We start from the raw sequence: 12,243 nt of genomic DNA on the forward strand, positions 1-12,243 counted from the left end.
GACGGCCTGCGTGGACTACGTGATCGAGAAGCTGTAACCCGTTTTCGTACGGATACGGGCCCGGCACCTGCGCAGGTGCCGGGCCCTCGTCGCGTACGTACGGTGCCGGGGCCCCTCGTCGCGTACGTGATGACACAGGGTGACATCACCCCTTGCGGAAGAGCCGCCGCACCCCGAACACGGCGGCGATGATCACCGCGATCACGACCGCGCCGGTCCCGAGTTTCCCGTCCTCGCCGCCACCACCCTCGCCACCGTCACCCGAACTCGCGCCCTCCGAGGGCGACTTGGCCCGCCGATCGCCCTCCGCCCCCGGCACCTCGACCGGCTCCACCGCGCTGCCCCGCCCCTCCGAGCCGTACATCAGGGCCGTCCCGTCCGGGCTGTACGTCACCGACTCGCCCTGTCGCTGCAACGGCACGTCCGCCCGCTCGGGGCCGACCGGCCTGCCGTCCTTCCAGGTGTACGAGGTCGCCTCGAAGTAGCCGCGAAGGAGCAGCCGTCGGCCGTCCGGCGAGAAGGCCCCGTCGGTCGTCCACAGGTCGACGTCCGCGACCCGCCGGAACGTGTTCGTGCCCGACGCGGACAGCTCGGCCGGGCCTTCGTAGAGCCCGCCCCCGCCGTCCCGCTGCTTGTCGGCGATGTAGACCCGGCCCGTCTTCGGGTGGACCATCAGCGCCTCGGCGTCCCGCGCCCCGTCGGCGTACTTCACCACGTACTGCGTCGCCTTCACCGTCATGTCCCGCAGCCGCTTCGGCTCGGGGAAGCGGTAGATCCACACGTGGTCCCAGGTGCCGCCCAGGTTGTCCCCGATGTCGCCCACGTACACGTCGCCGTCAGGGCCGATCGACACGGCCTCCACGTCGCGCGGCGCGCCCACGCCGCTGAGGGTGACCGTGGCTACGGTCTTCCCGGTGCCGGAGTCGACCGCGTAGAGGTGGGCGCCGTCGTCGCTGTCGTTGTGCGTCCAGTAGATCCCCGGGTGCGCACGGCTCGCGGCGAGGCCGCTGGACTCGGTGATCCTGGGGTCCTCGATGGTGAAGCCCTCATGTCCCCCGTCGGCGGCAGCCGCCGGACCCGCCGCGCAGAGCAGCAGGAGCGCCGCCGCCCCGGTCACACCCACAAGTGAACGCATGTGCCCAGACTGCCAGGTGAGGCGGAGGACCCACGCGTGCATCACCTGTGCATCACGTGTGCAGCCTCACACCACGGGCCGGTGCCGCGGCCCCCCGCATCCGGAATGATGAGCGGATGCTCAGGCTCCTCTTCGTCGGTGACTCGATGACCATCGGCAGCACCGGCGAACACACCTGGCGCCACCGCATGTGGCAGCACCTGCGCGCCTCGTACGGCGGCCCGTTCCAGATCGTCGGCCCGCGCGAGACGCTCCACGACAAGACGGCCGACGCGCCCGTCTCGTACGCCTACGCGCCCGACGTCGAGCCCGCCTTCCCACGCCGCCACCTCGCCGGCTGGGGCGAGGGCTGGCTGCACATGGCCCCGCTGATCGGCGAGACGGTACGCGAGCAGCGCGCCGATCTGCTCCTCGTCTCCCTCGGCCTGATCGACCTCGGCTTCTACACCGACGCCGAGCAGACCGCGGCCAACGTCCGCGAGTTCGTCGACGAGGCCCGCGCCGCCAACCCGAAGGTGGCGCTCGCGATCCTCCCGGTCATCCCCAACGTCCGCGCCCGCACGGACCCTTCGTTCGCCGCGGAGGTCGACCACTTCAACGAACTCCTCGCGAAGACGGTCGCCGACCTCGACACCGACCGCTCCCCCCTCCTGATCGCCTCGGTCCCCGAGTCGTACGACATCGACCTCGACACGTACGACGGAACGCACCCGAACGCGAGCGGCGAGCACAAGCTGGCGGGGGCGTTCGCGGACGCGATGCATCAGGCGTGGGACCTCGGAGAGCCGTACTCCGGATAAGGGTTCGAACTCCCCGTGACTCGGTCACCGTGCGTATCGTTGTACTGCGCGGGTGCCCGTAAACGACGGGCGGCCGGGGAGGAGCGCCACGATGACCGTCGTAGAGACCGACAGGATCGAGATGGCCGAAAGCAACGACGAGCGCACTCTGGACGAGATGTTCGAGTGGCTTGAGAGGATGCCCGCCCCCGAGGGATTCAAGACCGAGATCGTCGGGGGGCACATCTTCATGTCGCCGCAGCGGGACACCCACTGGGAAATCATCTTCGACATCCTCGATCAGCTGCGGGCCAAGTACCCCCGCAAGCGCCTGAAGTCCGACGTACGCATCGACTACCCGGGGCACCTCAACGGCTTCGCCACCGACATCACCCTCCTCAAAGATGGCGCCGTCAAGAACGCCAAGGGCCAATGGCAGTGCACGGACGTCGAATTCGTGGCCGAAGTGATCAGCCGGAGCACCGGCATGAACGACTACGGTCCGAAGAAGATCGCGTACGCGGAAGCCGGAGTCCCCGTCTACTTGATCGTCGATCCCTACCAGGGCAGGTGCCTGCTCTGCACCGAACCCAAGGACGGCGAATACGCGAGCGAGCGGAAGTACACGTTCGGCGAGAGCATCCACCTGACCCATACCGTCGTCGCTCTGGCACTCGACACAAGCGACTTCCCACGAGACTGACCCCGATGACCCGGACCGGCGCCGAGCGCCTGGACGAGCTGTTCGACGTGATCGAGCAGGGCATACCAGAGGGCTACAAGGCGGAGGTCGTCGAAGGCGCCATCCACGCTGTACCGCAGCGAGACTCGCACTGGCAGATCACCCTCCTGATCTTGCGGGCGGTGGACGCCGGGTTCGGCCGGGCCACACTCGTCATGTCGGACGTACGCATCGACTTCCCCGGATTCCTGAACGGGTTCTGCCCGGACGTGGCCAAACTCCGCGACGACGCCGAGCCCGACCGAGACGGTCGCTGGCGCCACCAGGACGTCGAGTTCATCGCCGAAGTGGTCTCCCCCGGCACCGGGCTGAACGACCACGGTCCGAAGAAGGGCGCGTACGCCGCGGCCGAGGTCCCCGTCTACCTCATCGCCGACCCGTACGCAGGCCGTTGCCACATCTGCACACGCCCGAAGAACGGCGAGTACCGCACCGAGTCCAAGGCCGACTTCGGCGACAAGGTCGACCTGACGCACACCCCCCTCGGACTCACCATCGACACCGCCAAATTCCCCCGCGACCGCAAGTGACCCTTGCCTAGAGCCCACTCCACCCAGTTCGCTGTACACCCATGAAGTACACGCAGCTAGGACGCACCGGACTCAAAGTCAGCCGACTCGTCCTCGGCACCATGAACTTCGGCCCGCAGACCGACGAGCCGGAGTCGCACGCGATCATGGACGCCGCGCTCGGCGCGGGCGTCAACTTCTTCGACACCGCCAATGTGTACGGCTGGGGCGAGAACAAGGGCCGTACCGAAGAGATCATCGGCAACTGGTTCGCCAAGGGCGGCGACCGCCGCGACAAGGTCGTGCTCGCCACCAAGGTGTACGGCAACATGGCCGGCGACGGCGACCCCTGGCCCAACCACGACCGGCTCTCCGCGGTCAACATCCGCCGCGCGGTGGACGCCTCCCTCAAGCGGCTCCGGACGGACCACATCGACCTCTACCAGTTCCACCACATCGACCGCCGCACCCCGGTCGAGGAGATCTGGCAGGCCGTCGACGTACTCATCAAGCAGGGCAAGATCCTCTACGCGGGCTCCTCCAACTTCCCCGGCTGGAAGATCGCCCAGACCAACGAGGCCGCCCAGCGCCTCGCCAGTTTCGGCCTGGTCAGCGAGCAGTGCCTCTACAACCTCGCCGAACGCCGCGCCGAGATGGAGGTCATCCCGGCCGCGCAGGAGTACGGACTCGGCGTCATCCCGTGGTCTCCGCTGCACGGCGGACTCCTCGGCGGCGTCCTCAAGAAGGAGGCCACCGCAGGCCGCAGGGCGAGCGGCCGCTCCGCCGATGCGCTCGCCGACACACAGATGCGGGAGAAGGTGCAGGCCTACGAGAACCTGCTCGACAAGCACGGCCTCGAACCCGGCGAAGCCGCCCTGGCCTGGCTGCTCACCCGGCCCGGCGTGACCGGCCCGATCGTCGGCCCGCGCACCGCCGACCAGCTGGCCTCGGCGCTGCGCGCGGTCGAGCTGGAGCTGGGTGACGAGGTGCTGGCGTCCCTGGACGAGATCTTCCCGGGGCCGGGCCCGTCGCCGGAGGCCTTCGCCTGGTAGGCGCGGACGCGTGCGGCGTCGGCCGGGGGTTCCAGGGGCGCCAGGGGTGCCTCACCCCACGGCCGACGCCACCGCGACGACGACGAACATCAGCACAAGCACACCGGCCATGATCCGGTTACGGGTCTTCGGGTCCACGCTTCGAGGTTAACCGGCGCCCCCGAGCGGCCAGCGCTCGACCTCCTCGTACCGGGGCCGCTCCCCCGCGACCCCGCTGCGCGGCAGCCTGCTGTGCACGAGTACGAGGTCGGCGACCGTCCACGGCTCGGAGGCGAATGCGCCGAGCGCCGCGACGTACGGGCGCAGGTCGATCGCGGCGGCGCGGCTGCGGGCCAGGGTGAGGTGCGGGGTGTAGCGGCGGTGCCCGTCCATCGCGAGGCCGGCCTTGCGCGCGGCCGCCTCCGCCCGCTCGGCGAGCCGCCGCATCACGTCCAGCTCGCCGTCCGCCCCGGCCCACAGCGCCCGGTCGCCGAACCGGCCGCCACCGCGCAGTGCGAGCCGGAACGGGGCGGTGCGGTGGGCGGCCCGCGCGAGCCGCTCCCGCAGGTCGGGCCGGGTCTCGTCCGGTACGTCGCCGAGGAACGCCAGCGTGAAGTGCCATCCGGCCCGCTCGGTCCAGCGCAGCCCGTCGGCGCCGGGCAGCTGCCTCAACTCCCGTACTTCGGCGGCCAGTTCATCGAGGACTTCGGTCGGGGGCAGGACGGCGGCGAAGAGTCTCATCGCCACAGTCTGCACTTTGCCCCCGCCGAGGGCTCCGCCCCCAGGCCCCCTCCCCTAAGTTCTCGGCTTCGCTCGACCAGGAGGCCCCTGGCCGTGGCGCCTCAGGCGGCCGTTGCCAGCCGCTCCCGCGGGACGAAGCGGACCTGCGGGTGTCCGTGGTGCATGCCGACCTTCAGGCGGAGGCCGCCGACGCGGGCCAGGATCAGGCCGACCGTGGCCGCGGCGAGCGCGGCGATCAGGCCGCCCGCGGCGAAGCCGATGCGGGCGCCGTACGTGTCGGTGATCCAGCCGACGAGGGGCGCACCGATCGGCGTACCGCCGGTGAAGACCATCATGAACAGGGCCATGACGCGGCCCCGCATGACCGGGTCGGTGGCCATCTGGACGCTGGAGTTGGCCGTCACGTTGACCGTCAGGCCCAGCATGCCGATCGGCACGAGCAGCGCCGCGAACAGCCAGAACGCGGGCGCGAAGGACGCCACGATCTCCAGGACGCCGAAGGCGAGCGCGGCCCCGACGAGCAGCCGCAGGCGCGAGGTGGCGCGGCGGGCGGCGAGCAGCGCACCGGTGAGTGAACCGGCCGCCATCAGGGTGTTGAGCAGGCCGTACGTCCCCGCGTCGCCGCCGAAGACATCGTCGACGAAGGCGCTGAGCCAGATCGGGAAGTTGAACCCGAAGGTGCCGATGAACCCGACGAGGACGATCGGCCAGATCAGCTCCGGCCGTCCGGCCACGTACTTCAGGCCCTCCTTCAGCTGACCCTTGCCGCGCGGCGCCCGGTCGACCCTGTGCAGCTCGGTCGTACGCATCAGGGCGAGGCCCGCGAGCGGTGCGAGGAAGGAGACGCCGTTGAGCAGGAACGCCCAGCCGCTGCCGACCGCGGTGATCAGCACACCGGCGACGGCGGGCCCGACCAGGCGCGCGGACTGGAAGTTGGCGGAGTTCAGGCTGACGGCGTTGGCCAGCTGGTCCTTGCCGACCATCTCGGAGACGAAGGTCTGCCGCGCCGGGTTGTCGACGACGGTGACGAGGCCGAGCAGGAACGCGGTGAGGTAGACGTGCCAGACCTGGACGTGCCCGGTGAGGGTGAGCACACCGAGCGCGGCGCCGGTCAGGCCCATCGCGGCCTGGGTGAAGAAGAGCAGCTTCCGCTTGGGCAGCCGGTCCACGAGCACGCCGCCGTACAGGCCGAAGAGCAGCATGGGCAGGAACTGCAGCGCGGTGGTGATACCGACGGCGGTGGCGGAGCCGGTGAGGCTGAGCACCAGCCAGTCCTGGGCGATGCGCTGCATCCAGGTGCCGGTGTTGGAGACGACTTGGCCCGTGAAGAAGAGCCGGTAGTTCCGGATCTTCAGCGAGCTGAACATGCTCGGCTTACGGGAGTCGGTGCGGGCTTCGGTGTCGTGGGTGGCTGGTGCGGGGGCGGAGTCTGCTCCGGATCCCGTACTCAAAGGGGTTCGCCTCCTTGGTCCTGACGGTCATGCGGTCGGTGCGGTTATTGCAGGTGGGCGAGCTTTTCCAGTACGGGTGCGGCTGCGCGCAGCTTCTCCCACTCGTCCGCGTCGAGGCCCTCGGCCAGCTGGGCCAGCCAGGCGTTCCGCTTGCGGCGGCTCTCTTCGAGCATCGCCTCGGCGGTCTCGGTCTGGCTGACCACCTTCTGGCGGCGGTCCTCGGGGTGCGGTTCGAGCCGGACCAGACCCTTGGCTTCGAGCAGGGCCACGATGCGGGTCATCGACGGCGGCTGTACGTGCTCCTTGCGGGCGAGCTCGCCCGGGGTGGCCGAGCCGCAGCGGGCGAGGGTGCCGAGCACCGACATCTCGGTCGGGCTCAGCGACTCGTCGACCCGCTGGTGCTTCAGGCGGCGCCCGATGCGCATGATCGCGGAGCGGAGTGCGTTCACGGCGGCTACGTCGTCGCCATGGGAGAGGTCCGGCATGTTCGTTAGCATAACTCATTACCCTGACTAAAGAACAGCCGGATATCCGGACTGTCCGGGGCGGAATCGCGCGGGATCACCCGTATGAGTGAGCCCGCTGCGGAAAGTGACACACGGCGCGGCCCGGTCCGGCGACCCTGAAGGGCATGGAGACCAACGTGCTCAGCCTGCGCGTAGACGGAGAGCTGCTCGACCGGCTCCGGGGTCACGCGGCGAAAAGAGGAATGAGCGTCCAGGACTATGTGGTCCGGACGCTCATTCGGGACGACTTCGACGAGCGGTTCAAGACGGCCGTCGAGGAGACGGAGAAGTTCTACGGCGTGACGTGAGCGCCGCCGCCCGCATCCCGTGATCACCGGACTCGTTGATCACGGCATGAAAAAGATGATGACCGTCCTGCCCCTGTTGATGACCTTCAGCGCCGCGGCCGCGGGCACCGCGGCCGCGGACGAGACCCACACGGACTCGCACAACGCCCCCGTCGTCACGCTCATCCACACCGGCCAGATCGACGACCCGATGGAGGACGTCCTTGAGCACACGCTCCTCATCGGCGGCGAACACAGCTGGCAGTAGGCCGCGCCCGGACCGCGGACCAGGGCCTGGCTACGTCAGCTGCAACGCCGGCATCAGGTAGTAGAAGGCGAACACCGCGGAGACCGCGTACATCGCCACCGGCACCTCGCGGCCGCGCCCGGCGGCGACCCGCAGCACCGTGAAGGTGATGAAGCCGATGCCGATGCCGTTCGTGATCGAGTACGTGAACGGCATCATCACCATCGTCAGGAACGCCGGGATCGCGATCGTGTAGTCCTTCCAGTCGATCGCGCCGATCGAGCCGGACAGGATCAGGAAGCCCACCGCGACCAGTGCCGGGGTGGCCGCCCCGGAGGGCACCATCGTGGCGAGCGGCGTGAGGAACAGCGCGACGGCGAAGAGTCCGCCGGAGACGATGTTCGCGAATCCGGTACGGGCGCCCTCGCCGACGCCGGCCGTGGACTCCACGAAGCAGGTGGTGGCCGAGGAGGAGCTGGCGCCACCGCAGGCGACCGCGACGCCGTCGACGAACAGGACCTTGCTCATGCCCGGCATGTTGTCGTTCTCGTCCATCAGCTCGGCCTCCTCGCCGACGGCCATGATCGTGCCCATGGCGTCGAAGAAGCAGGAGAGCAGCACGGTGAAGACGAACAGCACACCGGTGAGCAGTCCGACCTTCTCGAACCCGCCGAACAGGCTGACCTGACCGACGAGCCCGAAGTCCGGCGAGGCCACCGGGTTGCCCGGCCACTTCGGCGTGGTCAGCCCCCAGTTTCCGGCGGGCACGGTGGCCACGGCGTTGATGACCATGGCGACGATCGTCATCACGACGATCGAGATCAGGATCGCGCCCGGCACCTTGCGGACGATCAGCGCGAGCGTGAGCAGCACACCGAGGACGAAGACCAGGACCGGCCAGCCGTTGAGGTGGCCGTCGGCGCCCAGCTGGAGCGGGACGGTGGTGTGCGCGGCGTCGGGCATGCGCGAGACGAAGCCCGCGTCAACGAGGCCGATCAGCATGATGAACAGGCCGATGCCGATGGCGATGCCCTTGCGCAGGCCGAGCGGCACGGCGTTCATGACCCGCTCGCGCAGTCCGGTGGCGACGAGCAGCATCACGACGAAGCCCGCGAGGACCACCATGCCCATCGCGTCCGGCCAGCTCATCCGGGGGGCGAGCTGCAGGGCGACGACGGTGTTCACGCCGAGCCCGGCGGCGAGCGCGATCGGGACGTTGCCGATGACGCCCATCAGGAGGGTGGTGAACGCGGCCGTCAGCGCGGTCGCGGTGACCAGCTGGGCGTTGTCCAGCTGGTTGCCGTACATGTCCTTCGCGCTGCCGAGGATGATCGGGTTCAGCACGATGATGTAGGCCATCGCGAAGAAGGTGGCGAAGCCGCCGCGGACCTCGCGGCCCAGGGACGACCCCCGCTCGGTGATCTTGAAGTACCGGTCGAGTGCGCTGGTGGGCGCCCCCGACTGGGACGGCTTGGGGTCGTCGACCGGGGCCGAGGGGGTCATGCGTGAACCTCAGACGTTCATGGCGGGGCTCGCCGAAGGAGTGCTGTGGGGGTGGCCGAGTCCCGTGCGTCTTTGTAGGTTCTTACGAAGAAAAGCAGTCAGACTCAGGCCGTTTCAGTATGAATACACCAGCCAGAAATCGCTATCTCCGCGCGTAGACCCATGGGGTGCCCGGGTCCCAGGAGTCCGCGCACCCCCCGCCCGTACGGGCTCGTAAGCTTGTGCACATGGCGAAGTGGACTGCGAAGCACGAGGCGCCGGAGCCCCTGGAAGGCCCCGTCGTCGCCACCATCACGGGCGGCACGATCCTCTGGTTCGTCCTCTTCCTCGTGCAGCTCCCCTTCTACGGCTGGTTCGACGACCGCGGCCAGACCTGGTGGGTGTGGACCTGCCTGGCCGGCGCGGGCCTCGGCTGCATCGGCATCTGGTACGTCCGGGGACGCGACGCGGCACTGAAGCGGCACGCGGCCGAGCGGGCGGCGGAGGCGGAGGCGCAGGCGCAGGCGCAGGCAGACGCGCAGGCGCAGGCAGACGCGCAGGCGCAGGCAGACGCGCAGGCGCAGGCAGACGCGCAGGCGCAGGCAGAAACACAGGCGCAGGCACAGCCAGCGCAGGCACAGACAGAGGCCGAGCCGAAGTCGGCCCAGCAGGGGTCCGCCTCGCCCGAGTCGGCCGCGTAGCCCCCAGGTCCCCCACCCCGCCGTACCCCCGCGGTACCCCCGTAGTACCCAGGTCGGACAGCCCCCAGGGGTCCTCCCTGACCCGTCCCTGATTCCCCCGTACTCGACGGGTGAAGGCCGCCCGTGGCCCGTACCGTCGGAACCATGACGCAGCGGGCACACATCGACACCGAGGGGCCGGACCCCGCCCGGCAGGGGGCCGCCATAGGCGCGGTGGAAGCGGAGTCCGGGCAGCCGGTGACCGCGGCCGTGGCGGCGCTCGGGCTCAGCACCGCCGAGGTCGCCGAGCGTGTCGCCCGCGGCGAGGTCAACGACGTGCCGGTGCGCTCCAGCCGCTCCGTCACCGACATCGTCCGCGCCAATGTCCTCACCCGGTTCAACCTGCTCATCGGCGTCCTCTGGGTGATCATGATGTTCGTCGCGCCCTGGCAGGACACCTTCTTCGGGTACGTGATCCTCGCCAACACCGGCATCGGCATCATCCAGGAGCTGCGCGCCAAGAAGACCCTCGACAACCTGGCCGTGATCGGCGAGACCCGGCCCACGGTCCGGCGGGACGGGCGGGCCGCCGAGATCTCCACCTCCGAGATCGTGCTCGGCGACCTCATCGAGATCGGGCCCGGCGACAAGATCGTGGTCGACGGTGCGTGCCGGGAGACCGACAGCCTGGAGGTCGACGAGTCCCTGCTCACCGGCGAGGCCGACCCGGTCGTGAAGAAGCCCGGGGACGCGATGATGTCCGGCTCGTTCGTGGTCGCGGGCGGCGGCGCGTTCACCGCCACCAAGGTCGGCCGCGAGGCGTACGCGGCACAGCTCGCGGAGGAGGCCTCCCGGTTCACGCTCGTCCACTCCGAGCTGCGCTCCGGCATCTCCACCATCCTCAAGTACGTGACCTGGCTGATGGTGCCCACCTCCATCGGCCTGGTGATCTCCCAGCTCGTCGTCAAGAACGACAACTTCAAGGAGTCCATCGCGTACACCGTCGGCGGCATCGTCCCGATGATCCCCGAGGGCCTGGTACTCCTCACCTCCATGGCCTTCGCGATCGGGGTGATCCGGCTCGGCCGCAAGCAGTGCCTCGTCCAGGAGCTGCCCGCCATCGAGGGCCTGGCGCGCGTCGACACGGTCTGCCTCGACAAGACCGGCACGCTCACCGAGGGCGGCATGGACGTCACCGAGGTCCGCCCCCTGGACGGCGCCGACGAGTCGTACGTACGCAAGGTCCTCGGCGCCCTCGGCGAGTCCGATCCGCGCCCCAACGCCTCCCTCCAGGCGATCATCGACGCCTACCCGGACAGCGAGGAGTGGCGCTGCACCGAGTCGCTGCCGTTCTCCTCGGCCCGCAAGTACAGCGGCGCCAGCTTCAGCGAGGGCAACGGCGAGACCTCCACCTGGCTGCTCGGCGCGCCCGATGTGCTGCTGCCCGCCCGGGACACGCTGCTCGACCCGATCGAGGAGCTCAACCACCAGGGCCTGCGCGTCCTCCTCCTCACCCGCAGCGGTACGGAGCTCGACTCCCCCGAAGTCGCCGCGGGCGCCCGCCCGTACGCCCTGATCGTCCTGGAGCAGCGGCTGCGCCCCGACGCCTCCGACACGCTGCGCTACTTCGAGGAGCAGGACGTCCAGGCGAAGGTGATCTCCGGGGACAACGCGATCTCCGTCGGCGCGGTCGCCGCCAAGCTGGACCTGCCCGGCGCCGAGCGCACCGTGGACGCCCGCACCCTGCCGAAGGAGCGGCCGGAGATGGCGGAGGCGCTCGACGCCAACGCGGTGTTCGGGCGGGTCACGCCGCAGCAGAAGCGGGACATGGTGGGCGCGCTGCAGTCCAAGGGGCACACGGTCGCGATGACCGGGGACGGCGTCAACGACGTGCTCGCCCTCAAGGACGCCGACATCGGGGTGTCCATGGGCTCCGGCTCCGAGGCCACCAAGGCGGTCGCGCAGATCGTGCTGCTCAACAACAGCTTCGCGACACTGCCGTCGGTGGTGGCCGAGGGCCGCCGGGTCATCGGCAACATCACGCGCGTGGCGACGCTGTTCCTCGTCAAGACCGTCTACTCGGTGCTGCTTGCTCTCCTGGTGGTCTGCACGCAGGTCGAGTACCTGTTCCTGCCCCGCCACCTGACCCTGCTGTCCACGCTGACCATCGGCGTCCCGGCGTTCTTCCTCGCGCTCGCGCCCAACAAGGAGCGCGCGAAGGCGCACTTCGTCCGGCGGGTCATGCGGTACGCGATCCCCGGCGGCATCATCGCGGCCCTCGCCACGTTCAGCACGTACCTGCTCGCCCGCGCGCACTACGCGGGGGCGGGCGCGCGCGAGGCGGAGACCAGCGCGGCGACGCTCACGCTGTTCCTGATCGCCATGTGGGTCCTGGCGATCATCGCCCGCCCGTACACCTGGTGGCGGATCTGCCTGGTGGCCGCGATGGGCACGGGGTTCCTGCTGGTCATGGTCGTGCCGTGGCTCCAGGACATGTTCAAGCTGAAGCTGGTGGGGGCGACGATGCCGTGGTCGGCGGTCGCGATCGCCGCGGCTGCGGCGGTGCTGGTGGAGTTCGCGTTCAGGTGGGTGGACCGGCGGTTTCCGGCGTAACCGGCGGTTTCCGGCGTAACCGGTGGTTTCCGGCGCAGGC

Annotated in this window: 13 protein-coding genes; 8 read left to right on the forward strand and 5 right to left on the reverse strand. The window is 69.7% G+C overall.

Translation table 11 applies throughout. From position 1 onward, the window contains the following. Positions 1-145 precede the first annotated feature (145 nt). The gene (locus QIS99_RS18310) at positions 146-1,135 is read right to left on the reverse strand and encodes a TolB-like translocation protein (protein ID WP_282514603.1); all 990 of its coding nucleotides are present in this window, start codon (positions 1,133-1,135) and stop codon (positions 146-148) included. Between the two features lie 116 nt (positions 1,136-1,251). Here QIS99_RS18310 and QIS99_RS18315 point away from each other — a divergent pair, with 116 nt between their 5' ends. The 4 genes from QIS99_RS18315 to QIS99_RS18330 all read left to right on the forward strand — a co-directional run bounded on the left by QIS99_RS18315 (position 1,252) and on the right by QIS99_RS18330 (position 4,217). Continuing rightward, a complete protein-coding gene (locus QIS99_RS18315) occupies positions 1,252-1,935 on the forward strand; it encodes an SGNH/GDSL hydrolase family protein (protein ID WP_282514604.1) in 684 nt (227 codons plus the stop codon). Between the two features lie 91 nt (positions 1,936-2,026). Beyond that, positions 2,027-2,617 carry a Uma2 family endonuclease gene (locus tag QIS99_RS18320; RefSeq protein ID WP_282514605.1) on the forward strand — a complete coding sequence of 197 codons (591 nt, stop codon included), beginning with the start codon at positions 2,027-2,029 and terminating at the stop codon, positions 2,615-2,617. A 5-nt stretch (positions 2,618-2,622) separates the two neighbouring features. Beyond that, entirely contained in the window at positions 2,623-3,186 is a 564-nt protein-coding gene (locus tag QIS99_RS18325) for a Uma2 family endonuclease (protein ID WP_282514606.1), read from the forward strand. 41 nt (positions 3,187-3,227) lie between these two features. Continuing rightward, positions 3,228-4,217 (forward strand): aldo/keto reductase, encoded by a 990-nt coding sequence (locus QIS99_RS18330; RefSeq protein ID WP_282514607.1) that lies wholly within the window; start codon positions 3,228-3,230, stop codon positions 4,215-4,217. Between the two features lie 147 nt (positions 4,218-4,364). On the opposite strand, the gene thpR is transcribed toward QIS99_RS18330, so the two are convergent. From thpR to QIS99_RS18345, 3 genes are all read right to left on the reverse strand, one after another. Then, positions 4,365-4,937 carry an RNA 2',3'-cyclic phosphodiesterase gene (gene thpR, locus QIS99_RS18335; RefSeq protein ID WP_282514608.1) on the reverse strand — a complete coding sequence of 191 codons (573 nt, stop codon included), beginning with the start codon at positions 4,935-4,937 and terminating at the stop codon, positions 4,365-4,367. 101 nt (positions 4,938-5,038) lie between these two features. Then, the gene (locus tag QIS99_RS18340) at positions 5,039-6,388 is read right to left on the reverse strand and encodes an MFS transporter (protein ID WP_282514609.1); all 1,350 of its coding nucleotides are present in this window, start codon (positions 6,386-6,388) and stop codon (positions 5,039-5,041) included. Between the two features lie 44 nt (positions 6,389-6,432). Continuing rightward, complete coding sequence (locus tag QIS99_RS18345) at positions 6,433-6,873, reverse strand: MarR family winged helix-turn-helix transcriptional regulator (RefSeq protein WP_282514610.1); 441 nt, start codon at positions 6,871-6,873, stop codon at positions 6,433-6,435. Between the two features lie 146 nt (positions 6,874-7,019). On the opposite strand from QIS99_RS18345, the gene QIS99_RS18350 reads away from it, so the two are divergent. Both QIS99_RS18350 and QIS99_RS18355 read left to right on the forward strand, forming a co-directional pair. Next, entirely contained in the window at positions 7,020-7,202 is a 183-nt protein-coding gene (locus QIS99_RS18350; protein ID WP_282514611.1) for a ribbon-helix-helix protein, CopG family, read from the forward strand. Between the two features lie 46 nt (positions 7,203-7,248). After that, the gene (locus tag QIS99_RS18355) at positions 7,249-7,449 is read left to right on the forward strand and encodes a hypothetical protein (RefSeq protein WP_282514612.1); all 201 of its coding nucleotides are present in this window, start codon (positions 7,249-7,251) and stop codon (positions 7,447-7,449) included. A 30-nt stretch (positions 7,450-7,479) separates the two neighbouring features. On the opposite strand, the gene QIS99_RS18360 is transcribed toward QIS99_RS18355, so the two are convergent. Further along, complete coding sequence (locus QIS99_RS18360; RefSeq protein ID WP_282514613.1) at positions 7,480-8,931, reverse strand: NCS2 family permease; 1,452 nt, start codon at positions 8,929-8,931, stop codon at positions 7,480-7,482. A 227-nt stretch (positions 8,932-9,158) separates the two neighbouring features. Between QIS99_RS18360 and QIS99_RS32345 the strand changes: the two genes are divergently transcribed. Together QIS99_RS32345 and QIS99_RS18370 are read left to right on the forward strand one after the other, a co-directional pair. After that, positions 9,159-9,611 (forward strand): DUF2530 domain-containing protein, encoded by a 453-nt coding sequence (locus QIS99_RS32345; protein WP_282514614.1) that lies wholly within the window; start codon positions 9,159-9,161, stop codon positions 9,609-9,611. Between the two features lie 144 nt (positions 9,612-9,755). Continuing rightward, on the forward strand, positions 9,756-12,203 hold the full coding sequence (locus QIS99_RS18370) for an HAD-IC family P-type ATPase (protein ID WP_282514615.1): 2,448 nt from the start codon (positions 9,756-9,758) through the stop codon (positions 12,201-12,203). Positions 12,204-12,243 lie beyond the last annotated feature (40 nt).

Origin of the sequence: Streptomyces solicavernae, assembly GCF_029968095.1 — a bacterium.
GTDB classification, from domain to species: Bacteria; Actinomycetota; Actinomycetes; order Streptomycetales; family Streptomycetaceae; genus Streptomyces; species Streptomyces solicavernae.

Bases quoted from the DNA above. Each gene is read 5' to 3' on its own strand.
- QIS99_RS18310 (WP_282514603.1), bottom strand. From the start codon at position 1,135: ATGCGTTCACTTGTGGGTGTGACCGGGGCGGCGGCGCTCCTGCTGCTC.
- QIS99_RS18315 (WP_282514604.1), top strand. From the start codon at position 1,252: ATGCTCAGGCTCCTCTTCGTCGGTGACTCGATGACCATCGGCAGCACC.
- QIS99_RS18320 (WP_282514605.1), top strand. From the start codon at position 2,027: ATGACCGTCGTAGAGACCGACAGGATCGAGATGGCCGAAAGCAACGAC.
- QIS99_RS18325 (WP_282514606.1), top strand. From the start codon at position 2,623: ATGACCCGGACCGGCGCCGAGCGCCTGGACGAGCTGTTCGACGTGATC.
- QIS99_RS18330 (WP_282514607.1), top strand. From the start codon at position 3,228: ATGAAGTACACGCAGCTAGGACGCACCGGACTCAAAGTCAGCCGACTC.
- thpR (WP_282514608.1), bottom strand. From the start codon at position 4,937: ATGAGACTCTTCGCCGCCGTCCTGCCCCCGACCGAAGTCCTCGATGAA.
- QIS99_RS18345 (WP_282514610.1), bottom strand. From the start codon at position 6,873: ATGCCGGACCTCTCCCATGGCGACGACGTAGCCGCCGTGAACGCACTC.
- QIS99_RS18350 (WP_282514611.1), top strand. From the start codon at position 7,020: ATGGAGACCAACGTGCTCAGCCTGCGCGTAGACGGAGAGCTGCTCGAC.
- QIS99_RS18355 (WP_282514612.1), top strand. From the start codon at position 7,249: ATGAAAAAGATGATGACCGTCCTGCCCCTGTTGATGACCTTCAGCGCC.
- QIS99_RS18360 (WP_282514613.1), bottom strand. From the start codon at position 8,931: ATGACCCCCTCGGCCCCGGTCGACGACCCCAAGCCGTCCCAGTCGGGG.
- QIS99_RS32345 (WP_282514614.1), top strand. From the start codon at position 9,159: ATGGCGAAGTGGACTGCGAAGCACGAGGCGCCGGAGCCCCTGGAAGGC.
- QIS99_RS18370 (WP_282514615.1), top strand. From the start codon at position 9,756: ATGACGCAGCGGGCACACATCGACACCGAGGGGCCGGACCCCGCCCGG.